At 64.3% G+C, this 24,606-nt stretch carries 21 protein-coding genes; 11 read left to right on the forward strand and 10 right to left on the reverse strand.

Annotated elements, in window-relative coordinates; all coding sequences use genetic code 11:
- Positions 1 to 230: 230 nt before the first annotated feature.
- Positions 231 to 1,031 (reverse strand): class II glutamine amidotransferase, encoded by an 801-nt coding sequence (locus AC1D0I_RS05380; RefSeq protein ID WP_477393533.1) that lies wholly within the window; start codon positions 1,029 to 1,031, stop codon positions 231 to 233.
- 15 nt (positions 1,032 to 1,046) lie between these two features.
- Positions 1,047 to 1,295, reverse strand: coding sequence for a DUF6356 family protein (locus AC1D0I_RS05385; RefSeq protein WP_457152761.1), 249 nt, complete (start codon positions 1,293 to 1,295; stop codon positions 1,047 to 1,049).
- Positions 1,296 to 1,410: 115 nt separating this feature from the next.
- Between AC1D0I_RS05385 and AC1D0I_RS05390 the strand changes: the two genes are divergently transcribed.
- The 6 genes from AC1D0I_RS05390 to AC1D0I_RS05415 all read left to right on the forward strand — a co-directional run bounded on the left by AC1D0I_RS05390 (position 1,411) and on the right by AC1D0I_RS05415 (position 6,005).
- Positions 1,411 to 1,881 (forward strand): Lrp/AsnC family transcriptional regulator, encoded by a 471-nt coding sequence (locus tag AC1D0I_RS05390; RefSeq protein WP_477393758.1) that lies wholly within the window; start codon positions 1,411 to 1,413, stop codon positions 1,879 to 1,881.
- Positions 1,882 to 2,011: 130 nt separating this feature from the next.
- A complete protein-coding gene (dut, locus tag AC1D0I_RS05395) occupies positions 2,012 to 2,497 on the forward strand; it encodes a dUTP diphosphatase (protein ID WP_477393535.1) in 486 nt (161 codons plus the stop codon).
- Positions 2,497 to 3,159, forward strand: a complete 663-nt coding sequence (locus tag AC1D0I_RS05400; protein ID WP_477393537.1) for an HAD family hydrolase — start codon at positions 2,497 to 2,499, stop codon at positions 3,157 to 3,159. The genes dut and AC1D0I_RS05400 overlap by 1 nt, the downstream gene beginning before the upstream one ends.
- Positions 3,160 to 3,254: 95 nt before the next feature.
- On the forward strand, positions 3,255 to 4,109 hold the full coding sequence (locus AC1D0I_RS05405) for a hypothetical protein (RefSeq protein ID WP_477393539.1): 855 nt from the start codon (positions 3,255 to 3,257) through the stop codon (positions 4,107 to 4,109).
- A gap of 81 nt (positions 4,110 to 4,190) precedes the next feature.
- The gene (locus AC1D0I_RS05410; RefSeq protein WP_457150061.1) at positions 4,191 to 4,994 is read left to right on the forward strand and encodes an isocitrate lyase/PEP mutase family protein; all 804 of its coding nucleotides are present in this window, start codon (positions 4,191 to 4,193) and stop codon (positions 4,992 to 4,994) included.
- Between the two features lie 12 nt (positions 4,995 to 5,006).
- Positions 5,007 to 6,005: a proline racemase family protein gene (locus AC1D0I_RS05415; protein WP_477393541.1), complete on the forward strand. Its 999-nt coding sequence runs from the start codon at positions 5,007 to 5,009 to the stop codon at positions 6,003 to 6,005.
- Between the two features lie 7 nt (positions 6,006 to 6,012).
- On the opposite strand, the gene AC1D0I_RS05420 is transcribed toward AC1D0I_RS05415, so the two are convergent.
- Together AC1D0I_RS05420 and AC1D0I_RS05425 are read right to left on the reverse strand one after the other, a co-directional pair.
- Positions 6,013 to 6,723: a sulfate transporter family protein gene (locus AC1D0I_RS05420; protein ID WP_477393543.1), complete on the reverse strand. Its 711-nt coding sequence runs from the start codon at positions 6,721 to 6,723 to the stop codon at positions 6,013 to 6,015.
- 376 nt (positions 6,724 to 7,099) lie between these two features.
- Positions 7,100 to 7,984: an EamA family transporter gene (locus AC1D0I_RS05425; protein WP_477393545.1), complete on the reverse strand. Its 885-nt coding sequence runs from the start codon at positions 7,982 to 7,984 to the stop codon at positions 7,100 to 7,102.
- Between the two features lie 306 nt (positions 7,985 to 8,290).
- Here AC1D0I_RS05425 and AC1D0I_RS05430 point away from each other — a divergent pair, with 306 nt between their 5' ends.
- Together AC1D0I_RS05430 and AC1D0I_RS05435 are read left to right on the forward strand one after the other, a co-directional pair.
- Positions 8,291 to 9,283 carry an adenosine kinase gene (locus AC1D0I_RS05430; RefSeq protein WP_477393547.1) on the forward strand — a complete coding sequence of 331 codons (993 nt, stop codon included), beginning with the start codon at positions 8,291 to 8,293 and terminating at the stop codon, positions 9,281 to 9,283.
- A 383-nt stretch (positions 9,284 to 9,666) separates the two neighbouring features.
- Positions 9,667 to 10,380 carry an antitoxin Xre/MbcA/ParS-like domain-containing protein gene (locus AC1D0I_RS05435; protein WP_477393548.1) on the forward strand — a complete coding sequence of 238 codons (714 nt, stop codon included), beginning with the start codon at positions 9,667 to 9,669 and terminating at the stop codon, positions 10,378 to 10,380.
- A gap of 31 nt (positions 10,381 to 10,411) precedes the next feature.
- On the opposite strand, the gene AC1D0I_RS05440 is transcribed toward AC1D0I_RS05435, so the two are convergent.
- Both AC1D0I_RS05440 and AC1D0I_RS05445 read right to left on the reverse strand, forming a co-directional pair.
- The gene (locus tag AC1D0I_RS05440) at positions 10,412 to 11,503 is read right to left on the reverse strand and encodes a sensor domain-containing diguanylate cyclase (protein WP_477393550.1); all 1,092 of its coding nucleotides are present in this window, start codon (positions 11,501 to 11,503) and stop codon (positions 10,412 to 10,414) included.
- Between the two features lie 248 nt (positions 11,504 to 11,751).
- Positions 11,752 to 14,031, reverse strand: a complete 2,280-nt coding sequence (locus AC1D0I_RS05445; protein ID WP_477225242.1) for an NADP-dependent malic enzyme — start codon at positions 14,029 to 14,031, stop codon at positions 11,752 to 11,754.
- A gap of 213 nt (positions 14,032 to 14,244) precedes the next feature.
- On the opposite strand from AC1D0I_RS05445, the gene mutS reads away from it, so the two are divergent.
- Complete coding sequence (gene mutS, locus AC1D0I_RS05450) at positions 14,245 to 16,974, forward strand: DNA mismatch repair protein MutS (protein ID WP_477393552.1); 2,730 nt, start codon at positions 14,245 to 14,247, stop codon at positions 16,972 to 16,974.
- On the opposite strand, the gene AC1D0I_RS05455 is transcribed toward mutS, so the two are convergent.
- The 4 genes from AC1D0I_RS05455 to AC1D0I_RS05470 all read right to left on the reverse strand — a co-directional run bounded on the left by AC1D0I_RS05455 (position 16,975) and on the right by AC1D0I_RS05470 (position 20,892).
- A complete protein-coding gene (locus AC1D0I_RS05455) occupies positions 16,975 to 17,820 on the reverse strand; it encodes an aldo/keto reductase (RefSeq protein WP_477393553.1) in 846 nt (281 codons plus the stop codon). It abuts the gene before it with no gap.
- Between the two features lie 87 nt (positions 17,821 to 17,907).
- Positions 17,908 to 18,300 (reverse strand): CopM family metallochaperone, encoded by a 393-nt coding sequence (gene copM, locus AC1D0I_RS05460; protein ID WP_477393555.1) that lies wholly within the window; start codon positions 18,298 to 18,300, stop codon positions 17,908 to 17,910.
- A 43-nt stretch (positions 18,301 to 18,343) separates the two neighbouring features.
- Complete coding sequence (locus tag AC1D0I_RS05465) at positions 18,344 to 20,707, reverse strand: heavy metal translocating P-type ATPase (RefSeq protein ID WP_477393557.1); 2,364 nt, start codon at positions 20,705 to 20,707, stop codon at positions 18,344 to 18,346.
- The gene (locus tag AC1D0I_RS05470; RefSeq protein WP_477393559.1) at positions 20,704 to 20,892 is read right to left on the reverse strand and encodes a hypothetical protein; all 189 of its coding nucleotides are present in this window, start codon (positions 20,890 to 20,892) and stop codon (positions 20,704 to 20,706) included. Before AC1D0I_RS05470 ends, AC1D0I_RS05465 begins: the two co-directional genes overlap by 4 nt.
- 14 nt (positions 20,893 to 20,906) lie before the next feature.
- Here AC1D0I_RS05470 and AC1D0I_RS05475 point away from each other — a divergent pair, with 14 nt between their 5' ends.
- On the forward strand, positions 20,907 to 21,758 hold the full coding sequence (locus tag AC1D0I_RS05475) for a glycosyltransferase family 25 protein (RefSeq protein WP_477393561.1): 852 nt from the start codon (positions 20,907 to 20,909) through the stop codon (positions 21,756 to 21,758).
- A gap of 33 nt (positions 21,759 to 21,791) precedes the next feature.
- Positions 21,792 to 24,593 (forward strand): [protein-PII] uridylyltransferase, encoded by a 2,802-nt coding sequence (locus tag AC1D0I_RS05480; protein WP_477393562.1) that lies wholly within the window; start codon positions 21,792 to 21,794, stop codon positions 24,591 to 24,593.
- Positions 24,594 to 24,606: the final 13 nt, after the last annotated feature.

Below are 24,606 nucleotides of genomic sequence, written 5' to 3' on the forward strand. Positions count from 1 at the left end.
GATAGGTTTTGTTGGGTCGGCGCTCTACGGCGCCCCCCTCTGTCCTGCCGGACATCTCCCCCACGGGTGGGGAGATTGGATGTCACGACGGCTTTCGCAAATCTCCAACGTTGCAAGATTGAGCGAAGCGCTGAAGCTGCCAATCTCCCCCTCGTGGGGGAGATGTCCGGCAGGACAGAGGGGGGCGCGAAGTAACGCGGATGGTGCCGCAAAGCTGGAAAGCCGAAGGCCTACACGACCAGCGCCAGCTTCGCGGTGGCCGGAGCAAAGGGACGGATGGCGATACCATCCCTGCTCATGGTGACGAAGCTCGATGGCGGGATCGCCTGCCAGTCGCCGCCCTCGCGATCGAACGGCTCGGAAACAATGCAGCGGCCGCCGCCTTTGCGGAAAACGGAGGTGTAGAGCGTCGGGGCGTGAGCGTCGGTGGCATAGCGCACCGCATGCAGCGCCTGCCCGTCCGAGAAGGCGGCGGTGAGTTTCAGCACCGGCTCGAGGCCGGCCCGGCGCGAGGCTTCAAGCACGCGGCTGGTGGCGCGCGAGACGGCGCCTTGAGGATCGGTGGCCAATCCTTCGTCGATCATCAGGAGGAAAAACAATTCGGAATCAGTGGTGCCTTCGCGCTGGTCGAAGACGGCGTCGGACAGCGAGTTTTCCAGCGCCCGGCGGATCTTCTCGAAACCGCCGATCTGGCCGTTGTGCATGAACGACCAACGGTCCGAAATGAAGGGATGGCAGTTCATGCGGCTGGTGGCGCCGCCGGTCGAGGCCCGCACATGCGCCAGGAACAGGCCCGACCTGATCTGCCGGCACAGGCTCTTCAGATTGGGGTCGGACCATGCCGGCAGGATATCGCGATAGAGACCCGGCTCCGGCCGGTCGCCATACCAAGCAAGACCAAAGCCGTCGCCATTGGTCGGCGATTTCGCTTCCTGGGCGCAATGGCTCTGGGCAATCAGCGAGTGACAGGGCGCCGTGAGGATATCTTCGAGAAAGACCGCTTCACCAAGATAGGCCGCCCACCGGCACATCGCTTCTGTCGTCCCCTAGGCACGATCCATGAGAGCGGCTGGCTCCTTGGTCCCGTGCGAGCCTCTGTTGTGCGTCCGCTCGTAAAGCTCGCGGACGATTCGGCTGGCGGTAGTCTCGAACAGAAATGGCAAGAAAGCGTGAACGAGCGCGGCACCCGCCGCCATCAACAACCGCGACGAGAACCAGGCGGCAAAGGCCATATGGCCGAAATAGGTTTCACCGACCTTGGCCGGATGAGAGGTGAAGATCGTTGCGAGCGACATGCTGTTCCCCTTTCAGCGCTTGGTGTTCTTGATATGAGTATCCTGACACGCTTCGCCGGTTCATTGGTCTCAAAATGTCCTTGTATTTGGGCACTCCATGGGACAAACATCCCACATGGTGCTGGAAATCGACGAAATCGACCGAAAATTGCTCACCGAACTGCAACGCGACGGCACGCTGTCGGTCGACCAGCTGTCGGAACGGGTGGCCTTGTCGCGCAATGCCTGCTGGCGCCGGGTGAAGCGACTTGAGGAGGACGGCGTCATCACCGGCCGCGTGGCGCTGGTCAATGCCGAAAAGCTCGGGCTTGGCCTCTCGGTGTTCGTCCTGATCCGCACGTCCAACCACGACCCGGACTGGCTGCAGAAGTTCCGGGCGGCGGTGACCGGCTTTCCCGAGATCACCGGCGTCTATCGCATGTCGGGCGACCTCGACTACGTGCTGCGCGCCCGGGTCGCCGACGTGAAGGCCTATGACCGGCTCTACCAGCGGCTGATCGCCAAGGTGGCGCTGTCGGACGTTTCGGCCTCCTTTGTGATGGAGGAGATCAAGGAGACCACCGTGGTTCCAATGGAACTGCGCTAGGTCTGCTCGGATTCAGGTGATGTCGGACTGACCTGGATGCCGGAGGCCATAGTGATGCCCGAAAGAAAGCCGTTGATAGCGCTAGACCTGAGTTGACTGAATCGTCGTTCGCGCCGATAGGATCGATTTTATGCGCGCAGCCCTTCAAAATCCCTCCGTCATCGGTCCGACCGTCGGCTTCGTCAAGTTGCCGCATGGTGAAGGACTTCCTCTCCCCGCCTATGAAAGCCCCGGCGCGGCCGGTATGGATCTGCGCGCGGCGGTGCCCGACGACCGGCCGCTGCTGATCCTGCCKGGAAAACGCGCTCTGGTGCCGACCGGGCTGATCCTGGAAATYCCCGAAGGCATGGAAGGCCAGGTCCGGCCACGCTCCGGCCTTGCTTTCAAGCATGGTCTTACCGTCCTCAACACACCCGGCACCATCGACAGCGACTATCGCGGCGAGGTGAAGGTGCTGCTGATCAATCTCGGCGACGAGGATTTTGCGGTGACGCGCGGCATGCGCATCGCCCAGATCGTTTTCGCAGCGGTGACGCAGGCGGCCGTGGAAGAGCGCAGCCTGGCTGGGGGCACGGCGCGAGGTTCGGGCGGGTTCGGATCGACCGGCACCGCCTGATGCCCGAACTGCCAAAACTCGTCATCTTCGACTGCGACGGGATCCTGGTCGATACAGAGAACCTCGCCAATCGACGCCTCGCCGAATGGCTTGTTACCGCCGGCTATCCGACGAGCTTCGAATATTGCCGCAAGCATTTTTCCGGCCGCAGCATGGCGTCGGTGCAAAAACAGATTGAAGAGGAGGCCAGTGTCCGCCTCGGCGCCGATTTCGTCGACCGCTGGAATGCCGGCCTGCCGGATCTGTTCGCCCACGGGGTCGAGGCGATCCCTTACGTCCGCGAGTTTGTCGAAGCCGTGCGCTCAGCCGGCATCGCCTATTGCGTCGCCACCTCGGCCAGGGTGTCGAAGATGCACATCACACTCGGCCAGACCGGGCTGTTGTCGCTGTTCGAACACGCGATGTTCAGCTCGACGATGGTCGGGCGCGGTAAGCCATTCCCCGACCTGTTCCTGCATGCGGCCAAGACGATGGGCTTCGCGCCCGCCGACTGCGTCGTCATCGAGGACAGCGTCGCCGGCACGCAAGCCGGCATTGCCGCCGGCATGCGGGTGTTTTCCTATCATCGCGACCCCTATTCCGACCGCGACGGCCTGATCCAGGCCGGCGGCATCCTGTTCAACGACATGCGCGAGCTGGCCGGGCTGGTGCCGATCCACTAACCTGCCGGCCACCGATCTGCCGGGTTTGACGGACGGATTGGACGTCCCGGACCGCTATGCTACGTTCCGCGCGCCCGACAGACCAAGGCGCGCCTATGACAACGAACCTGCTTCGCTTCCTCCTCGCCTTGACGCTGCTGCCATTTCTCTGGACAGCCGCCGGCGCGCAAGCCGTCAGCTTTCCGGAACTCGGCAGCGCGCTGCCCGGCCACCAGGACGTCACCTATCTCGACCTGGCGAGGATGGTCATCCCCGATCTCGCCGTGGACAAGGACGGCTTCTACAAGGGTGGGCTGCCGATCGACATGCGCCACATCGAGGGACCTGACAGCGGCGGTTCGCCGCCCGAGACATCAGGCTTTTCAAATGCCGCGGTGCTGGCCATCAAGGCTGGCGGCAAGGACCGGCTGGCAATGTTGTTCGACCTTGGCGATTCTCCCGACAGTGCCGAAGGCTATGCGGTGCTGGCGCTGTACGACACTTCGGCCAAGCCAAAGCTGCTCGACGCCGTCAATGTCGCGGTCGACCGTGGCACCTATTTCCGCGAACCCGGCAAGCTTTCCGTCAGCGCCAACGATGACATCCTCATCACCATGAGCGCACATTTCAATTCGAACCAGAACTATGTGGCCACGCCGCTGATCATGGTCCGCGGCGACAAGTTCGAACTGATCGACATGATCTATACGTTCGATGAAAACCTGTGCAGCTACAGCCGCAAGCAGGACGTGGCCTTCCAGGCCATCGCCGACGACCGGCCTTTTGCCGCCATCAAGGTGACGGTGACCGATGCCACGGTGCCGAACGGCGAAAGCTGCGATGACGCGCCGCCCGCGGCTGCGTCGCAGGACATTTCCGTCACCTACCACTGGGACACCAAGGCCCCGCACTACGCCAAGGACTCCGACGCGCTGGAAAAATTGGCAGGAGAGAACGCCAAACGCTTCTGAACCAATGGCATTCGTTTGCCCGGCCAGGGAGGGCAGGATAGAATCCTTTCCGCCACGCCGCACATGATGGGGGGAATTACCATGGACAAGGGCAAGATCTTTCGTGACCTGCATGCCTCGACCTTCGTCATGCCCAATCCCTGGGATGTCGGCACGACGAAGCTGCTGGATTCTTTCGGCTTCAAGGCGCTGGCGACGACCAGCGCCGGCTTTGCCTTTTCGCGCGGCCTGCCGGACGGCGCCGTGACCTTCGAGGCGATGATCCACCATTGCCGCGACGTGACGGCGGCGACCAGCCTGCCGGTCTCGGCCGACCTCGAGAGAGGCAAGGGCGACAGCGCCGAGCGCGCCGCCGAAACCATCTTCGCGGCCGAAGCGGCAGGCCTTGCCGGCTGCTCGATCGAGGATCACACCGGCGATCCGGACAAGCCGATCTATGATTTCTCGCACGCCGTCGAGCGCGTCGCGGCCGCCGTGGAGGCGGCGCGGGCGTTGAAGCGCGATTTCGTCTTCACCGCGCGGGCCGAGAACTTCCTGTGGGGCAGGTCCGATCTCGACGACACCATCAAGCGGCTGCAGGCCTTCGAGAAGGCCGGCGCCGATGTGCTCTATGCGCCAGGCATCGGCGATATAGAGATGGTGCGCACGATCTGCTCGGCGGTCAGCAAGCCGGTCAACGTCATGGCGAGGCCCGGCTTCACCGTCGCCGATCTCGCCACGGCCGGCGTCAAGCGCATTTCGCTCGGGCCGTGGTTGACCAATTTCGCTTATGGCATGCTGGAAACGGCGGCACGCGAGATCCAGCAGGACGGCACGTTCGGCTTCACCCGCGCCGCCATGCCGTTCGGCAAATTGCAGGCCTTGTTTGGCAAATCCCCAGATTAAGAGGCCTGTCGCATGACGCTGACTGTCGTCGACATGCATACGGGCGGCGAGCCACTCAGGATCGTTACCGGCGGCTACCCGGATATCCCGAATGGCACCATCCTGGAAAAGCGCGCCTATGTGCGCGACCATCTCGATCATTTGCGCAAGATTTTGATGTTCGAGCCGCGCGGCCATTATGACATGTATGGCGCCTTGCTGGTCGAGCCGGATCTGCCCGGCGCCGACCTCGCCGTGCTGTTCATGCACAATGAAGGCTATTCGACCATGTGCGGCCACGCCATCGTCGCACTCGGCCGCTACGCCGTCGACGAAGGGCTGGTGACGAAACGCGAGCCGGTGACGACCGTCAACATCGAGGCACCGTGCGGGTTGGTCGTCGCTTCGGTGGAGGTCAGGGATGGCAAGGCCGGTGCTGTCTCGTTCGAAAGCGTTCCGGCATTCCTGTTCGCACGAAACCAGGCGATCGAGCTGCAAGGCTATGGCACGATCGGCTTCGACATCGCCTATGGCGGCGCCTTCTACGCGCTGGCCGACTGTCACCAGTTCGGGCTGGAATTCGGCCGCGACCGTGTGCGCGATTTCGTCGATGCGGCGACCGCGCTGACCAACAGGCTCAAGGCCGAGCTGCCGCTGTCGCATCCCGACCATGCCGACCTTGCCTTCCTTTATGGCACCATCCTGACCGATGGCCGCGACGCGTTTTCCGGCGACGTGACCAAGAACGTCTGCGTCTTTGCCGAGGCCGAGGTCGACCGCTCGCCGACCGGCTCCGGCGTCACCGCCCGGCTGGCGGCCATGCATGCCAAGGGCGAGATCGACATCGGGCAGACGCGCACATTCGAAAGCATCGCCGGCTCGCGCTTTTCCGGGACGGTGGTGCGGACGGCGACGGCTGGCCCGCACGAAGCAATCATCGCCCGCGTCGGCGGCCGCGCCTACTATTCCGGGCGAGCAGATTTCATCGTCGAAGCCGATGATGAGTTGGGGCGCGGATTCCTGTTGCGCTGAACAGAGCTCACCCCCGCGAGACGCGAGCCGCTTCCCGCCCGCCAATCGCCTTGTGCAGATGCACCATCATGGCGGCGGCAAAAAGCGGCGTCACCAGGTTGAGCAGCGGCACGGCGAGGAAGGCTGATATGACCAGCCCGGCGATGAACACCGTGCCGGCATAGTGCCTGCGCAAGGCCCTGGCCTCTTCTTCCGGGCGAAAACGCATGGCGGCGAATTCGAAGAACTCACGCCCGAGCAGATAGCCGTTGACGATGAAGAAGGCGGCAATGTTGACGCCCGGCACCAGGAGGAGCAGCAGGGCGACGATGTTGCCGAGGATGACGACGCCCAGGAACCTGGCTGACAAGACCAGCGACCGCAGCGCCGGCATGGCGCGTCCAGCCGGGTCGCCGGGATAGTCGGTGCGTTCGACGACTTCGGCGATGTCGTCGAGAAACAGGCCGGCGATGATCGCCGTGACCGGGGCGATGAGCAACGCCATGCCGAAGGCAAGAGCGATGGCGGCGATGATGCCGCCCAGCCAGCCGGCCCAAGACGGCATGCCGGGCAACAGCGTTTGGAGCCACGGCAGGGCCAGCCACTCGGCGAGGCTGATGAGGCCGAACCACAAGGCCACCAACGCCAGCAAGGTCAGCCCGAGCGTCTTGATGAACACCGAACGGAGTTCAGGCGAGAACAACTGGCCGGCGGCGGCGCGGGCGGCGTCAGAGATCACGGTGCTTCCAACCTCACGTCGAACGGATCGTCCGGAGATAGGCGGCCCGCCCGCCCGCCACAAGCGCGGATCACTTCGGACCAAGGCAATCGTTTCAGGTTTCGAACTCGCCCCACCCCCCTTCCGGACGTGGGCGCTGCCCCTCACCTGCCTGCCGGCATCCTCTCCCCGTATAGTGACGGGGAGAGGGGCCCTCTCGTCGATGGTTTCGCCAATTCCCAAAGACGCAGGAAAGACGCCAAGGTTGCGGCCAGCCACTTCTCCCCGTCACTATACGGGGAGAAGTGCCCGGCAGGGCGATGAGGGGCGGCGCCGACTTCGACGATTGGTGGTCTTCGCCACAAGTCGGAGACTATTTTCGAAGCGATTGCCCTGCCTATCGCGCGAGCGCCGGCTTTCGAATCGGGATGGTCATGGCTGCGACGCCTGCGACGACAAAACCCATTCCCAGCCATGCCGTCGGGCCGAGGCTTTCGCCGAGGAAGACGGCGCCGATGCCGACGCCGATCGGCACGCGCAGATAGGCTTGCGAGGTGGTGCCGACCGAGCCGAGCGTGTGGATGAGGCGGAAATAGATGACAAAGGCCAGCGCGGTCGAAAACACCGACAGGCCGAGCAAGGCCAGGATCGACGCCGTCGATGGCGCGAGCGTCCATGGCTGGTCGACCATCACGCTGAGCGGCACCAGGATGATGGCGCCGCACAGCATCGAACCGGCGGCGGGCAGCATTGGGTCGAGGCCCTTGAAGCCACGGCCGAAGATCGCCGCACCGGCATAGCAGATCGTCGCCGCGACGATTGCCAACTGGGCCCAGAGCTCATGACCGAGACCACCCAACGCCTCGGTGCCGATGATGAGGCAGATGCCGGCAATGCCGGCGCCGACACCAATCAGTTTGCGAAACGTGACCGGCTCGTGGCGGGTGATGAGCGCGGTCAGCAGGAAGGTGAAGATCGGCGAGGTCGCGTTGAGGATGGTGGCGAGACCGGCGTCAACCGAGCGCTCGGCGGCTGCGATCAGCGTGAACGGCACGACGCTGTTGAGACATGCCTGGAAGGCGAAGCGGCGCCAGCTTGCAGCATCGCCCGGCATGGCGAGCCCGCGCCAGCGTATGATGGCGAAGAGGATTCCGCCGGCAATCAGTGTGCGCGCGGCAATGAACGTGACCGGCGGGATCGTCTCGACTCCGATCTTGATGAAGGTATAGGAGGCGCCCCAAAGCACCGCCAGCACGGCGAGCAGCGTCAGGTCGGTGGTCATATCGTTGCTTGTCGGCCTGTTTTTTGTAGGCATGGGGGTGGCTCGCCTTAGAAAAATGATCGGCTGGCCAGGCTTGTAAGCAGCGCCGCGACGAAATGCTTCGGCCACGGTCGAATTGTCATAGCGCCTCGTCGCGGAGGCGCACCTGATTTGCAAGAACCGCGGCTCCGCGCCTTCCTCTGCAAGGGAACGGTCATCGCCGCCACGCCGGCAACGACAGAAAATCGGTTGCCAATTTTCGGAGTCTTGCTGTAGACCCGCCCGGGCATGGCAAGAAGCCGGCTCGGGTTTTTGGCGGAGACATTGATGCCGGATTATGACGTGCTTTGCATCGGCAATGCCATTGTCGACATCATCGCCCAGTGCGACGAGGACTTCCTCGAGACCAACGGCATCATCAAGGGCGCGATGAACCTCATCGACACCCAGCGCGCCGAACTGCTCTACAGCCGCATGGGCCCGGCCATCGAAGCGTCCGGCGGCAGCGCCGGCAACACGGCGGCCGGCGTCGCCAGCTTCGGCGGCCGCGCCGCCTTCTTCGGCAAGGTTTCGAACGATGCGCTGGGCCAAATCTACGCGCACGACATCCATGCGCAGGGCGTCGCCTTCGATACTAGGCCGCTCAAGGGCGAGCCACCGACGGCGCGCTCGATGATCTTCGTCACCCCCGACGGCGAGCGCTCGATGAACACCTATCTCGGCGCCGCCATCGAACTCGGGCCGGAGGATGTCGAGGCCGACAAGGCTTCCGGCGCCAAGGTCACCTATTTCGAGGGCTATCTGTGGGACCCGCCGCGGGCCAAGGAAGCGATCCGGCAGACGGCCAAGCTGGCGCACGCGGCAGGCCGCGAAGTGTCGATGACACTCTCCGATTCGTTCTGCGTCGATCGCTACCGCGACGAGTTCCTCGACCTGATGCGCTCGGGCACCGTCGACATCGTCTTTGCCAACAGCCACGAGATCAAGTCGCTCTACCAGACATCGTCGTTCGACGAGGCGCTGGCGCAGATCCGCAAGGATTGCCGGATCGCCGCCGTGACGCGCTCGGAAAAAGGCTCGGTCATCGTGCGCGGCGACGAGACCGTGCTCATCCAGGCGACCGCGATCAAGGAACTGGTCGACACGACGGGCGCCGGCGACCTCTATGCCGCCGGTTTCCTGCACGGCTACACGCAAGGCCGCGACCTCAAGGCCTGCGGCGACCTTGGCTCACTGGCGGCCGGATTGGTGATCCAGCAGATCGGCCCACGCCCGCGCCAGAACCTGCGCCGCGAGGCTGAGCAGGCCGGGTTGCTGTAGGTTAGGTTTTCCCTTCTCCCCTTGTGGGAGAAGGTGGACGAGCGAAGCTCGGCCGGATGAGGGGTGTTCCAGCTTGGTACTGGCAACACTCCGTCCAACCGTCTTGGCGCTGCGCGCCAATCCACCTTCTCCCACAAGGGGAGAAGGGAAGGCCGACCGCCTCTCACCGTCGCGCGGTTGTCATACATCCCTCCTACACGCAATCGAGGCGACCTGGGACTGACATTTCGGGACGCCTGCAGTCAGTTGGGGTGTCATAAAATGCAAGACAGCATGCTGTCGGGCCGCTGCATCTGTTGCCGCCGCGAACTCCGCTCTCCGCTGTAGCCGTTCAACAATCGGCCGCAGCTGTGGGAGGAGCGCCCGGCCCAAGAGACAGATGCATGAACAGATTTCAAATCCAGGCAACCAGCATCAAGCAGGACGACTTCGCGGAGATGGTCGCGGAGCACGTCGAACGTGCGCTTGCCCACTATGACGAGGCCATCAACAGACCCACCATGGTCTCGGTCGGCAAGATCGCCGGCAGCATAGCTTCCGCCGTCACCTTGCTGTCGCCGAAGCATCAGCGTGCCATCGACGCCATCCATGCCGACCTTCCCGGCCTTGCATCGAAATTCGTCCGCGCGCTGGCGGCGGAAGCCGCGCGCCGCAGCGAGGCGGGCACAGGCGGCGCGACGGGGCTGCCGCCGGCATCCCCCGTGGATTTCGATGGACCTGCTTCCCCGTCGTCGCGCGCCGACGACCTCGAATCGATGCTGATCGAGGACTGGGCCGGCCGCGTCGCCGGATCGACCTATCTGGAAGAGAACATGCGCATCGCCCGCTCGACCCTGCATCGCTGGCAAAGGCGGGGTGAGGTCATCGCCCTGCGCAAGGGCGGTCGCAAGCATGTCTTCCCGCTGGCGCAGTTCGTCGACGGCAGGCCGGTCGCGGGCATCCATGACGTGCTGTCCCTGATCAGCAATCCCAGGCTGGCCTGGCTGTGGCTGACACGCCCGTCGGCACAACTCGATGGCCGCGTTCCGATCGACCTGCTCCGGCAGGATCAGATCGAGCAGGTCGTCGAGGCCGCACGCGTGTTCGCGCCGGCTTGACCGCTTCGGTGCACGCCCTTGATAGACGTGCCTAGGCAGTCCTGCGGATTGAGGGACGAGGCGCGGACGATGGCTGTTGCGACGCCATTTCCGTGGCGGTGACCAACCGGTTGCGGCCACTCTTTTTTCCGATGTACATCAGCCGGTCGGCGAGCGCGACCAGCGCTTCGGAATCGGCGGCTTCCGCCGGATACATGGCTACGCCGACGGTGCAGCCAACCTGGATGGCGCCATCCGGTGTGGGAACCTTGATCTGCAACCTTTCCAGGATGCGTTCGGCAACGCGCACGGCCTTGTGCCGTGCCAGATCGGCGGCGCCCGAGAACAGGAAGGCGAACTCGTCACCACCAAGCCGGGCGACGAAATCGGCACTTCGCAGGATCGAGCGAAGCTGGCTCGAGACGCGCTGCAGCAGCGCGTCGCCGGCCTCATGGCCGAGCGTGTCATTGACTTCCTTGAAGCGGTCGAGGTCGATGAACAGAAGACCGGCGGCCTCGCCGGTGGCGCCGCAGCGGGCGACCACCGATTTGAGCTCGTTGTGGAAGGCACGCCGGTTGGGCAGGTCCGTCAACAGATCGTGGTTGGCCGAATGGTCGCTCTGCTGCTTGGCCAGTTCGATCTCGCGCTTTTGCGCGGATAGCTCCTCGTTGGCGGTCTTCAGATCCAGCAGCAGCTGGGAATTGAGGTCCTCGACAACTTTGCGGTCGCTGATGTCGACGACGAAACCTTCGAGGAATTCGAGTTCGCCGGCGTCGTCCCAGACACCGCCGCCGATCTCGCGGACCCACAGCGGTTCGCCGGCACTCGGCACGATGCGGTAGTCGACGTTCCAGTTGCAGCGCGCTTCGAGCGCGGCGTCGACGGCGGCATAGACCGAGGCGAGGTCGTCCGGATGGATGGCCGAAACGTAGTCGCGCACGGCGTTGTGCACGAAATCCGTTGGCGGATAGCCGCTGACGGTGAGAACGCCGTCGCTGATGTAGAGCATGGTGTAGGACGCATCGTTGCGGCAGCGGTAGAGGTAGCCGTCCATGCGGCCGGTAATGCTGAGCAGCGCGTCAAGGCGCTCGTCGTGATAAGCTCGCTCGCCGACCACGGATGCGGGAATCGTATCGTGCTTCACGGCTGCAAATCCATGATTGTCACCACCCCGGTCTGTCCAAAATGCCCCTCTGGCACATCGATGACAGCTCTCTGGTATAACAACCGGATATTATCAATATCTTATGGATCGCAGCGATTTTCCCATAAATTCGGCTTGAATCGCGGGATTCCTGCGATTGCACACATTCAGGTGGAGTGGTGCGGCCCTCGACCAGGGCCTGGGCCTAGCATCACTCGAAAGGCGTTCACGGGGCTTTCGTCCGCCGCTCAAGCCCCCGCTGTATACGCCGCAATCGCGGCCATGTTGACGATGTCTGAATCCTTGGCGTTCAACGACACGATCTGGACCGGCTTGTTCAGCCCGACCAGCAGCGGGCCGATCACCGTCGAGCCGCCGAGTTCCTGCAGCATCTTGGTCGAGATCGAGGCCGAGTGGAACGCCGGCATGATCAGCACATTGGCTGGACCAGTGAGGCGGATGAACGGATACTGCGACATGGCCCGCGCATTGAGCGCGACGTCGGCGGCCATCTCGCCGTCGTACTCGAAATCGACGCGGCGCTTGTCGAGGATGCGCACGGCTTCCTGGACGCGCTCGGAGCGCTCGCCCTGCGGATGGCCGAAGGTCGAATAAGCGAGCATGGCAAGCCTCGGCTCGTAGCCCATGCGGCGGGCGAAGCCTGCCGCCTCCTCGGCGATGTCGGCGATCTGCTCGGCGTTCGGCATGTCGTGCACGGCGGTATCGGCGACCAGCACGGTCCTGCCCCGCGCCAGCACGATCGAAACGCCGATGACGCGGTGGCCGGGCTTGGCGTCGATGACGCGGCGGATGTCGTCGAGCGCGGTCGAATAGTTGCGGGTCACACCGGTGACGATGCCGTCGGCATCGCCCAGCGCCACCATGCAGGCGGCGAAGTGGTTGCGGTCGTTGTTGATCAGCCGCTGGCAGTCACGGAACAGGAAGCCCTTCCGCTGCATGCGCTCGTAGAGATAGTCGGTGTAGATGCCGTTGCGGCGCGATAGCCGGGCATTGATGATCTCGATGCCTTGCTTGTTGAGGTCGATGCCGGCGTGCTTGGCGTTCTCCTTGATGACGTCGTCGCGGCCGAGCAGGATGGCGGTGCCGAGCCGCTGGTTCACATAGGAGACGGCGGCGCGCATCACCTGCTCCTCCTCGCCCTCGGCAAAGACGATTCGCTTGGGCTGGCGGCGCACACGGTCGTAGATGCGCTGCAAGGTCGAGGCGATCGGGTCGCGGCGGGCGGACAGCTCCTGCGCGTAGCGGTCGAGATCGAGGATCGGCTTGCGGGCGACGCCGGAATCCATCGCCGCCTTGGCGACCGCGATCGGGATGGCCGAGATCAGGCGCGGGTCGAACGGCACCGGGATGATATAGTTGGGGCCGAATTTCGGCCGGTTGCCCTGATAGGCTGCAGCGACGTCGTCGGGCACATCCTGGCGCGCCAGCGCTGCCAGTGCCTGGGCGGCGGCGATCTTCATGTCGTCATTGATGGTGGTGGCCCGCACATCCAGCGCGCCACGGAAGATGTAGGGAAAGCCGAGCACATTGTTGACCTGGTTCGGATAGTCCGAACGCCCGGTCGCCATGATGGCGTCGGTGCGGATCTCGGCGACTTCTTCCGGCGTGATTTCCGGGTCGGGATTGGCCATGGCGAAGATGATCGGGTTCTTGGCCATCGACTGCACCATGGCAGTGGTCAGCGCGCCCTTGGCGGAGAGGCCGAGGAAGACGTCGGCACCGTCGAGCGCCTCGGCGAGGCTGCGCGCCTCGGTCTTCACCGCATGTCCCGACTTCCACTGGTTCATGCCTTCGGTACGGCCCTGGAAGACGACGCCCTTGGTGTCGCACAGGATGATGTTTTCGGGCGCGAAGCCCATCGCCTTCATCAACTCGATGCAGGCGATGCCGGCGGCGCCAGCGCCGTTGCAGACCATCTTCGTCGTCTTCATGTCGCGGCCGGTGATCTCCAGCGCGTTGATCAGGCCGGCGGCCGAGATGATGGCGGTGCCGTGCTGGTCGTCATGGAAGACCGGGATGTCCATCAGTTCGCGCAGGCGCTGCTCGATGATGAAACACTCCGGCGCCTTGATGTCTTCAAGGTTGATGCCGCCGAAGGAGGGGCCGAGGAAGCGCACGCAGTTGATGAACTCGTCGGCGTCCTCGGTGTCGACCTCGAGGTCGATGGAATCGACATCGGCGAAGCGCTTGAACAGCACCGCCTTGCCTTCCATGACCGGCTTGGAGGCCAGCGCGCCGAGATTGCCGAGGCCAAGGATGGCGGTGCCGTTGGAGATGACGGCGACCATGTTGCCGCGCGTCGTGTAGTCGAAGGCGCGGCTGGGGTCCTCGGCGATGGCCAGAACAGGAACCGCGACGCCCGGCGAATAGGCGAGGCTCAAATCGCGCTGCGTCGCCATCGGCTTGGTGGCGACAACCTCCAGCTTGCCGGGGCGGCCCATGGCGTGGAATTCGAGCGCTTCCTGCGCACTGACGGACGGACCGTTGTTCTCGGTTTTTTTGGCCATGATGCTTTTGATTTCCTCGCCGGTGCAGCACATCGTTAGGGCGGGTGCTTTGTGAGGTTCCGAATTAAGACCACGCACCGCCGCGTGTAAACCGCCAGAGTTCGGGAATCGCGCTGGTGCTGGCGATTGCGGGCATCTGGCCGTGTCAGTCGTCCCCTGTTTTTCGAGGCGCCGGCATTAAACCGCGCGACCACATCTGCTAGCGTGCCGCGCATGAACATGCATAGCCCGAACGAGCCGGACGCCCCCGAGGCGATGGCGCCCCTGCCGACAGCCGCTGCCGCCGTCACGCCGATGATGGAGCAGTTCATCGAGATCAAGGCGGCGAACCCGGATTCGCTGTTGTTCTACCGCATGGGTGATTTCTACGAGCTGTTCTTCGACGACGCCGAGAAGGCGAGCCGGGCGCTGGGCATCGTCCTGACCAAGCGCGGCAAGCACCAGGGCCACGACATCCCGATGTGCGGCGTGCCGGTGCATGCCGCCGACGACTATCTGCAGAAGCTGATCGGCCAGGGTTTTCGCGTCGCCGTCTGCGAGCAGATCGAGGATCCGGCCGAAGCCAAGAAACGCGGCGGCAAATCGGTGGTACGCCGCGACGTGGTGCGGCTGGTGACGCCGGGCACCATCACCGAGGACAAATTGCTGGCGCCGTCGGAATCTAGTTTCCTGATGGCGTTGGGAAGGGTGAAAGGTGGGGCGGACCACTCTTTTGCCTTGGCCTGGATCGATATCTCGACCGGGGCTTTCCGCGTCGCCGAGACCACCGCCGACCGGCTGCTCGCCGACATCTTCCGCGTCGATCCGCGCGAGCTGATCGTTGCCGAGCCGGTGTTCTACGATGCCGAACTGAAACCGGTCTTCGACGTGCTCGGCCGCGTCGCCAATCCGCAGCCGCCCTCGCTGTTCGATTCGGCCTCGGCCACGGGGCGCATCGCCCGTTTCTTCGACGTGGCGACGCCGGACAGCTTTGGGGCGTTTTCGCGCGCCGAACTGTCGGCGATCTCGGGCGCCATCGCCTATGTCGAGAAGACGCAGAAGGCCGAGCGTCCGCCGCTGTCGCGGCCGGAGCGCGAGGAGCAGGGCTCGACCCTGTTCATCGATCCGGCGACGCGCGGCAATCTGGAACTGCTGCGCACGCTGTCCGGCAGCCGCGAAGGTTCGCTGTTCAAGGCGATCGACCGCACGGTGACTGGCGGCGGAGCAAGGCTGCTGGCCGACCGGCTGATGGCGCCGTTGACCGATCCGGCGGCGATCGGCGCCAGGCTGGACTCGGTGTCCTTCTTCCGCTCCGAAACGCGGCTCTGCCAAGCGGTGCGGGCAAGCCTGAAGAGCGTCGCCGACATGCCGCGCGCTCTGTCCCGGCTGGCGCTGAACCGTGGCGGGCCGCGCGACCTTGGCGCACTGCGCGCCGGTTTCGAAGCGGCCGGTGCGATCGCCGGGACCTTCGGCGAGACCGCCCTGCCTCAGGAACTCACGGCGGCGCTGGGCGCCATCCAGGCGCTGCCCAGGGCGCTTTCCCAGCACCTGACGCAGGCGCTTGGCGATGAACTGCCGCTGCTCAAGCGTGACGGCGGCTTCGTTCGCGGCGGCTACCACGCCGAGCTCGACGAGATGCGGGCGTTGCGCGACGAATCGCGAAAGGTCATCGCCGGGCTGGAGCGCTCGCTAATCGACGAGACCGGCATCCGTTCGCTGAAGATCCGGCACAACAATGTGCTTGGCTATTACATCGAGGTGACCGCCAACCATCATGCGGTGATGACCGGCAGCGACGGCGCGAAGGCGCGCTTCATCCATCGCCAGACCATGGCCAACGCCATGCGCTTCACGACGACCGAACTCGCCGAACTGGAGACCAAGATCGCCAATGCCGCCGACCGGGCGCTCGGCATCGAGCTTGCAGCCTTCGAGGCGCTGACGGCGGAAGCGGTCGGCGAGGCCGAAAAGATCCGCGCCGGCGCCGATGCGCTGGCCGTGCTCGACGTGTCGGCGGCGCTCGCACTGTTGTCCGAGAGCGAAGCCTGGTGCCGGCCGGTGGTGGATTCGAGCCTTGCCTTCGAAATTTCGGGCGGCCGGCATCCGGTGGTCGAGCAGGCGCTGCGGCGCTCCGGCGAAGGGCCGTTCGTCGCCAATGATTGCGACCTGTCGCCCGAGGGCAGCGCCAAGAATGGCGCGATCTGGCTTTTGACCGGCCCCAACATGGGCGGCAAGTCGACGTTCCTGCGGCAGAACGCGCTGATCGCCATCCTGGCGCAAACCGGCTCGTTCGTGCCGGCGGCATCGGCCCATATCGGCGTCGTCGACCGGCTGTTCTCGCGTGTCGGCGCCTCGGACGATCTGGCGCGCGGCCGCTCGACCTTCATGGTCGAGATGGTCGAGACGGCGGCGATCCTCAACCAGGCCGGCGAGCGTGCGCTGGTGATCCTCGACGAGATCGGCCGCGGCACGGCCACTTTCGACGGCTTGTCAATCGCCTGGGCGGCGGTGGAATACCTGCACGAGAAGAACCGCTGCCGGGCGATCTTCGCCACCCATTTCCACGAAATGACCTCGCTGGCCGGCAAGCTGGCGCGGCTGCACAACGTCACCATGCGGGTCAAGGAATGGGAAAACGACGTCGTCTTCCTGCATGAGGTCGGCAAGGGTGCCGCCGACCGCTCCTATGGCGTGCAGGTGGCACGACTGGCCGGATTGCCGGAAGCAGTGGTCGACCGGGCCAAGGAAGTGCTGCACCAGCTGGAGGAGGGCGAGGTTTCGGGCAAGACCAACCGTCTGGTCGACGACCTGCCACTGTTTTCGGTGGCCGTGAAGCGCGAAGCGCCGAAGCCGGTCAAGAACGATGCTCTGGGTGCCGCACTCGGCGACATCAACCCCGACGAGATGACGCCACGCGAGGCGCTTGAGGCGCTGTATCGGCTGAAGGTGCTGGCGGGAAAGTAGTCAAATCATCTCCAGACCGTGCTTGCGGGTCGGCGGCGGAAAGGCGCGGTCGAGTTCGGCGATGTCCTGCGTCGTCAGTTCGATGTCGAGCGCTGCAAAATTCTGGCGGACATGCTGCTGGCTGCTGGCCTTGGGAATGGCGATGACACCCTCCTGGTGCATGACCCAGGCCAAGGCAATCTGCGCCGGGGTCGCATCGTGGCGGGCCGCGACGGCGCCAAGCCTGGTATTGCGTGCCAGCGCGCCCTGCTCGACCGGTGAGTAGGCCATCAAGGGGATGCCGCGCTGGCGGCTCCAGGGCGCCAGATCGAATTCGAGGCCACGCCGGACCAGATTGTAGAGCACCTGGTTGGTCTGGACGTTGCCGCCGTCGGGCAAGCCGACCAGTTCTTCCATTTCGTCGGTGTCGAAATTGCTGACGCCCCAGTGGCGGATCTTGCCGGCCTCTTTCAGCGCCTCGAAGGCCGCTACGGTTTCAGTCAGCGGCACGCTGCCGGGCCAATGCAGCAGATAGAGATCGATGCGGTCGGTGCGCAGGCGCTTCAGGCTGTTTTCGCAGGCGCGCTGCACGCCGGTGCGCGAAGCGTTTGACGGCAGCACTTTCGAAACCAGGAACGTTTCGTCGCGGCGCCCGGCGATGGCCTCGGCGACTACCTCCTCGGCACCGCCGCTGGCATACATTTCGGCGGTATCGATGAGCGTGATGCCAAGGTCGAGGCCGAGCTTGAGGGCGTTGACTTCATCGGCGCGGCGGCTGATATCCTCGCCCATTTTCCACGTGCCCTGACCAAGCACCTGAACGGCTTCGCCGGAAGGCAGCGTGGTGGTTCTGATCGTCGACGGCATGGCGGCTCCAGTTGAGGGCGGATCGCAATACAGGCTCGGCGGGAAATCCAGAGGGAGTTCTCGCCGAATCCTAGCTTCGCGAAAGGCTTACTCCACCGGATGGGCTGCGAGCCAGCCCTGCATCTGCTTGATCTCGGCTTCCTGCGCGGCGATGACCCCCTCGGCCAGCTTGCGGATCTCTGGGTCCTTGCCGTTGGCAAGCTCGACCTTGGCCATGTCGATGGCACCCTGATGGTGCGGGATCATGCCACGGACGAAATCGACATCGGCATTGCCGGTATTTTGCAACGCCATCATGTCGGCATGCATCTTGCCCATCGCCGCCTTGTAGCCTTCGGTCGAAGGGCTGGTCGCATCCGCCGACATGGCACCCATGTCGTGTTTCATCTCTTCGCTCTGCGCCGGAACGCTTTCGAGGAAGACGGCAAGCAGCATTCCGGCAGCCATCAGCAAAAGGACGAGTTTTTTAGCCAAGGTCATTCATGGTCTCCTGTTGAGTGGGTTTCGTATTTGGGGGCTTTGCTCAGAGTTTCAACGCTCTCAGCCGCAATGCGTTGGATATCACCGACACCGAGGACAGGCTCATCGCCGCCGCCGCCAGCATCGGCGACAAAAGCGTGCCGGTGAGCGGATAGAGCACACCGGCGGCGACGGGTACGCCGAGCACGTTGTAGAGGAAGGCGAAGAACAGGTTCTGGCGGATGTTGCGGATCGTCGCCTGGGCGAGCGTACGCGCCCGCACGATCCCGTTGAGGTCGCCCTTGACCAAAGTAATGCCGGCGCTTTCGACGGCGACATCGGCGCCGGTGCCCATGGCGATGCCGACATCGGCGGCGGCAAGGGCGGGGGCGTCGTTGACGCCGTCGCCGGCCATGGCGACGCCTTTGCTCCTGGCACGCAGCTCTTCGACCAGGGCTGCCTTCTGTTCCGGCAGCAGTCCGGCGCGAACCTCATCGATGCCGAGGCTCCTGGCGATCGCTTTTGCCGTGCGCTCATTGTCGCCGGTCGCCATGACGATCCTCAGTCCGCTGTAGTGCAGGGCCCTGATCGCCTCGGCGGTGGTCGCCTTGACCGGATCGGCGACAGCGACGATGCCGGCCAGTTTGTCGCCGACGGCAACGAACATCACGGTCCTGCCTTCGGTCTGCAGCGTTTCGGACCTGGCGGAGACGGACGCGGTGTCGATGCCGAGATCGGTCATCATCGCCGCATTGCCGAGCGCAACCTTCTTTCCCGACACAGTGCCGGAAACGCCCTTGCCGGTGACGGCCTCGAAGCCGCTGGCATCGGCGATCTCCAGGCCGCGCGTGCCCGCGCCTTCGACGATGGCTTCAGCCAGCGGATGCTCCGAGCCCTTTTCCAGGCCGGCGGCAAGGGCCAGCAATTCGTCTTCGGAAAAGCCGTTTGCGGCAACGACATCGGTCAGTTTCGGCCGGCCTTCGGTCAGCGTACCCGTCTTGTCGACGATCAGTGTGTCGACGGAAGCGAAGCGTTCGAGCGCGGCGGCTTCCTTGATCAGCACGCCGGCATGGGCGCCACGCCCGGTGGCGGTCATGATCGACATCGGCGTGGCGAGGCCGAGCGCGCAGGGGCACGCGATGATCAGCACCGACACCGCCGAGACGATGGCGAAGATCAGGCTGGGTTCGGGGCCAAGAACTGCCCAGGCGACAAAAGCCGCGATCGCGACCAGCACCACAGCCGGGACAAAGTAGAAGGAAACGCGATCGGCAAGCCCCTGGATCGGGGCGCGCGAGCGCTGCGCCTTGGCGACGAGTTCGACGATGCGCGCCAGCGTGGTCTCGGCGCCGATCCGCTCGGCACGCAGGATCAGCGAGCCGTTTTTGTTGAGCGTGCCGGCGGTCAGGGTATCGCCTTCGGCCTTTTCGACCGGCAACGGTTCGCCTGTGATCATCGATTCGTCGAGGGAGGAACGGCCTTCCAACACGGTGCCGTCGACCGGCACGGCGTCACCGGGACGGATACGCAGGCGGTCGCCCACCTTGACCGCGTCGAGCGGCACGTCGCCTTCGGAGCCGTCGGAACCGATCAGCCGCGCGGTCTTCGGCGCGAGATCAAGCAAAGCGCGGATCGCCGACCCGGTCTTTTCACGGGCGCGCAATTCCAGCACCTGGCCGAGGAAGACCAGCGCGACGATGACGGCGGCGGCCTCGAAATAGACCGGCACCGCACCACCGTGGCTGCGGAACTGATGCGGAAAAATGTCCGGGAACAGCGTGGCTGCGACGCTGTAGAGATAGGCCGCGCCGACGCCGAGCGAGATCAGCGTCCACATGTTGGGGCTGCGGTTCACGAGCGAATCCCAGCCGCGATGGAAGAAGGGCAGCGCCGCCCACAGCACGACGGGGCTGGCCAATGCCAGTTCCAGCCAGGCCATTGTGCGGTCGTCGACAAATACCTCGAACGTCAGGCCGAGCATCGGCGCCATGGCGATGAACAGCAGCGGCAGCGACAGCACGGCACTGACCCAGAATCGCCTGGTGAAATCGACCAGCTCGGGATTTGGTCCTTCATCACCAGTGGGCACGCCCATCGGCTCCAGCGCCATGCCGCATATCGGGCAGGAGCCGGGCTTGTCGCGGATGATTTCGGGATGCATCGGGCAGGTGTATTGCGTGCCCTTGGGCATCGGCGGCGGTGCGGCCCTGTCGCCAAGATATTTCTGCGGTTCCGCCTCGAATTTCGCCTTGCAGCCGGCAGAGCAGAAGTAGAAGTCCCGACCTTGATGACGGACGGAGTGCTTGGCCGTCGCAGGGTCGACGGTCATGCCGCAGACAGGATCCCGCACCACGGCCGCCTCCCCGGCCGCGGCTTTCGCCGCGCAGCAGCCGTCATGCGTATGATGATGGTGGTCTGAATGCGTCATTCAAAATGCCTCGATGCCTCGTCGAGATGCGGAGGTAGTGCTTCCAGTAACTGGAAGGTCAAGGGCAAAATTTTCTTTTTCAGTATGCCGTCGCCGGCGCCGGCCACCATCAAGAAAGTCGGATGCGCGGCGGCTTCTTGTGCTATGGACCCGCCGATCGACAATCCAAACGCATCCAAATGCATCGATTCCATTTCCAATGAAGTGCCTGGTTATAAACCTCGACCGGTCCCAGGACCGGCTCGCGCATATGACGTCGGAGTTTGCCCGTATCGGCATTGACTTCGAACGCGTCGCGGCGGTCGACGCCCAGGACAGATCCGAGCTCCCGCAAACACCGATGCGGCTCAATCCGCTGACGCAGTTGCATCTGACCAATACCGAGATCGCCTGTTTCCTCAGCCACAAGGCCTGCTGGGCAAAGATCGCCGATGGCGACGATGCCTACGGCGTCGTTTTTGAAGACGATGTCGTCTTTTCGGAAAATGCCGGCGCGATGCTTGCCGACGCCAGTTGGATCCCGGCTGATGCCGAGATCGTCAAGCTGGAGACGTTCTTCAAGAAGACCCGGCTCGCATGGCGGCGCTCTCCGGCCGGGCACGGCTTTTCCACGTCCAGACTGCACGGAGCTCACGTCGGCGCGGCCGGCTACATACTCTCGAGGCAGGCGGCGCGCGATCTCATCGACGGCACCGCGGAGCTCAGCAGTCCCGTCGACCAGGTCATCTTCAATCCAAGATTCGCCCCCTCACCCGGCAAGGCGATCTATCAGCTGATTCCGGCCCTGTGCGCGCAGGAACGCTTCTTGCGGGCCGCCGCACTGCCGAGCCTGCTTCTTGAGGAACGGCGGGACCAGTGGCTTGCCGGTGTCCAATCCGGGTCGCGCACGACCAAGACGCTGACGATGAGAATCGGGGCTGAGGCCAGGAAATTGCTGAGCAGGATCGTCGACCTCTGCCTGCTGAAGCAGAGAAACAGGCTCATAGCGTTCTATCGCCACGGCGAACGTGTCCGTCCTGCCCATACCCACAAGCGCGAAAAGGCGCTATAGACGCCGCCGAAAAGGCGAGGCCAACCGGTACCTATGGCGAAAATCTCCCTGAAACTCGACGAACTGATCGACGGCGAAGCCTTGCGCCGCGAGATGACGGCGCTGACCGCGACCACCGCCGGGGACGGCTCCGGACAGGCCGCGCGCAGCGGCGTGCTACAGCTTCTCAAGGGGCGGTTGGCGGACGGACGCGCCATTGCCGAACGCATGCTGAGGGACGACGGCGGCGGCCGTGCCTGTGCGGCGCGTCTGTCGCACCTCATGGACGAGATCATCCGGGCGCTTTACGATTTCGCCGTCACGCATGTCTACCGGGTCAAGAATCCATCCTCGGCCGAGCGCATGGCCGTCGTCGCCGTCGGCGGCTATGGCCGCGGCACGCTGGCGCCCGGCTCTGACATCGACCTCCTGTTCCTGCTGCCCTACAAGCAGACGCCATGGGGCGAGCAGACCGTAGAGTACATGCTCTACATGCTGTGGGATCTGGGCTTGAAGGTTGGCCACGCCACCCGCAACATCGACGAATGCCTGCGCCTGTCGCGCACCGACGTCACCATCCGGACCTCGATCCTCGAGGCGCGTTTCCTGTGGGGCGAGCTCAAGCTCTATGACGAGCTGATGCTGCGCTTCGACCATGAGGTGGTGCGCACGACCGGCCCCGAATATGTCCAGGCCAAGCTTGCCGAACGCGACGACCGGCATGCCAAGGCCGGCGAAAGCCGCTATCTCGTCGAGCCCAACGTCAAGGACGGCAAGGGCGGCCTGCGCGACCTGCAGACGCTGTTCTGGATCGGCAAGTATTTCTACCGGGTGCGCACCGGCGAGGAACTGGTCGACAAGGGCGTCTTCACCGAGGGCGAATATCGCGAGTTCCAGAAGGCCGAGGATTTCCTGTGGGCGGTGCGCTGCCACATGCATTTCCTCACTGGCAAGGCCGAGGAACGGCTGCATTTCGACATCCAGCGCGAGATTGCCGAGCGGCTCGGCTACACCAGCCATCCCGGCCTGTCGGCGGTCGAGCGCTTCATGAAGCACTACTTCCTCGTCGCCAAGGATGTCGGCGACCTGACCCGCATCTTCTGCGCCGCGCTCGAGGAAGAGCAAGCCAAGCACGTGCCAGGCTTCAACCGCATCTTCCTCACCTTCTCGCGACGCAAGCGCAAGCTTGCCGGCACCTCCGATTTCATCGTCGACAACCACCGCATCAACGTCGCCGACGACCAGGTGTTCGAGCGCGATCCGGTCAATCTCTTGCGGTTGTTCTGGTTCGCCGACAAGCACGGTCTGGAGTTCCATCCCGATGCGCTGAAGCTGCTGACGCGCTCGCTCGGCCTGGTCAACAAGTCGCTGCGGCGCGACGAGGAGGCCAATCGGCTGTTCCTCGACATCCTGACCTCGGACCGCAATGCCGAACTCAATCTGCGGCGCATGAACGAGGCCGGGCTGCTCGGCAAGCTGATCCCGGATTTCGGCAAGATCGTCGCCATGATGCAGTTCTCGATGTACCACCACTACACGGTGGACGAGCACCTGATCCGCTGCATCGGCGTACTGGCCGAGATCGAGCGCGGCGATGGCGAGAAAGTCCATCCCCTCTCCCACACGCTGATGCCGGGCCTGAAGAAGAGCCGCGAGGCGCTCTATGTCGCCGTGCTGCTGCACGACATCGCCAAAGGCAGGCCGGAGGATCATTCCGAGGCCGGGGCCAGGATCGCCCGGCGCATCTGCCCGCATATGGGGCTGTCACCAGCCGATACCGAAACGGTGGCCTGGCTGGTCGAGAACCACCTCGTAATGTCGATGACGGCGCAGACCCGCGACCTCAACGACCGCAAGACCATCGAGGATTTCGCCGCGATCGTGCAATCGGTCGAGCGGCTGAAGCTGCTTTTGATCCTCACCGTCTGCGACATCAGGGGCGTCGGACCCGGTGTGTGGAACGGCTGGAAGGGCCAGTTGCTGCGCACGCTCTACTACGAGACCGAACTGCTTTTGACCGGCGGCTTTTCGGAAGTGTCGCGCGCGCAGCGGACGGCGGCGGCGCGCGAGCGTCTGGCCGAGGCGCTCGCCAACTGGTCGGACAAGGCCCGCAAGCGCTATGTCGCCCTGCACTACGAGAATTACCTTTTGACCGTCGATCTCGCCGATCAGCTGCGCCATGCCGAGTTCATCCGCGAAGCGGACGCTTCGGGCAACAAGCTCGCCACCATGGTCAAGACCCACCAGTTCGAGGCGGTGACCGAAATCACCGTGCTGGCGCAGGACCATCCCCGCCTGCTCTCGGTCATCGCCGGGGCCTGCGCCGGAGCCGGCGGCAACATCGTCGACGCACAGATCTTCACCACGTCGGACGGCCGGGCCCTGGACACGATCCTGATTTCAAGGGAATTCGACCGCGACGAGGACGAGCGCCGGCGTGCCGAGCGCGTCGGCCGGCTGATCGAGGACGTGCTGTCGGGCAAGAGCTGGCTGCCGGAAATGATCGAGAAACGGACCAAGCCGCGGCGCGGCGCCAAGGTGTTCAGAATCCCGCCGCGCGCCGAGATCCGCAACGCACTGTCGAACCGTTTTTCGGTCGTCGAGGTCGAGGGCCTGGATCGGCCGGGCCTGCTGTCGGAGATCACCGGAACGCTATCCGACCTGTCGCTCGACATCGCATCGGCCCACATCACCACCTTCGGCGAAAAGGTCATCGACACCTTCTACGTCACCGACCTCACCGGCCAGAAGATCGACAACCCGACCCGCATCGCCACCATCCGCAACAGGCTGATGGCGGCTCTTGAAGGCGTCGCGCCCGAGCGTGGCGGCAAGGCCAAGGCCGCCGCCGAGTGACAGCGACCATCAC

Source organism: Mesorhizobium sp. P2_D1 (genome assembly GCF_056404455.1).

Bases quoted from the DNA above. Each gene is read 5' to 3' on its own strand.
- AC1D0I_RS05380 (WP_477393533.1), bottom strand. From the start codon at position 1,031: ATGTGCCGGTGGGCGGCCTATCTTGGTGAAGCGGTCTTTCTCGAAGAT.
- AC1D0I_RS05385 (WP_457152761.1), bottom strand. From the start codon at position 1,295: ATGTCGCTCGCAACGATCTTCACCTCTCATCCGGCCAAGGTCGGTGAA.
- AC1D0I_RS05390 (WP_477393758.1), top strand. From the start codon at position 1,411: ATGGTGCTGGAAATCGACGAAATCGACCGAAAATTGCTCACCGAACTG.
- AC1D0I_RS05400 (WP_477393537.1), top strand. From the start codon at position 2,497: ATGCCCGAACTGCCAAAACTCGTCATCTTCGACTGCGACGGGATCCTG.
- AC1D0I_RS05405 (WP_477393539.1), top strand. From the start codon at position 3,255: ATGACAACGAACCTGCTTCGCTTCCTCCTCGCCTTGACGCTGCTGCCA.
- AC1D0I_RS05410 (WP_457150061.1), top strand. From the start codon at position 4,191: ATGGACAAGGGCAAGATCTTTCGTGACCTGCATGCCTCGACCTTCGTC.
- AC1D0I_RS05415 (WP_477393541.1), top strand. From the start codon at position 5,007: ATGACGCTGACTGTCGTCGACATGCATACGGGCGGCGAGCCACTCAGG.
- AC1D0I_RS05425 (WP_477393545.1), bottom strand. From the start codon at position 7,984: ATGACCACCGACCTGACGCTGCTCGCCGTGCTGGCGGTGCTTTGGGGC.
- AC1D0I_RS05430 (WP_477393547.1), top strand. From the start codon at position 8,291: ATGCCGGATTATGACGTGCTTTGCATCGGCAATGCCATTGTCGACATC.
- AC1D0I_RS05435 (WP_477393548.1), top strand. From the start codon at position 9,667: ATGAACAGATTTCAAATCCAGGCAACCAGCATCAAGCAGGACGACTTC.
- AC1D0I_RS05445 (WP_477225242.1), bottom strand. From the start codon at position 14,031: ATGGCCAAAAAAACCGAGAACAACGGTCCGTCCGTCAGTGCGCAGGAA.
- mutS (WP_477393552.1), top strand. From the start codon at position 14,245: ATGAACATGCATAGCCCGAACGAGCCGGACGCCCCCGAGGCGATGGCG.
- AC1D0I_RS05455 (WP_477393553.1), bottom strand. From the start codon at position 17,820: ATGCCGTCGACGATCAGAACCACCACGCTGCCTTCCGGCGAAGCCGTT.
- copM (WP_477393555.1), bottom strand. From the start codon at position 18,300: ATGACCTTGGCTAAAAAACTCGTCCTTTTGCTGATGGCTGCCGGAATG.
- AC1D0I_RS05465 (WP_477393557.1), bottom strand. From the start codon at position 20,707: ATGACGCATTCAGACCACCATCATCATACGCATGACGGCTGCTGCGCG.
- AC1D0I_RS05470 (WP_477393559.1), bottom strand. From the start codon at position 20,892: ATGCATTTGGATGCGTTTGGATTGTCGATCGGCGGGTCCATAGCACAA.
- AC1D0I_RS05475 (WP_477393561.1), top strand. From the start codon at position 20,907: ATGAAGTGCCTGGTTATAAACCTCGACCGGTCCCAGGACCGGCTCGCG.
- AC1D0I_RS05480 (WP_477393562.1), top strand. From the start codon at position 21,792: ATGGCGAAAATCTCCCTGAAACTCGACGAACTGATCGACGGCGAAGCC.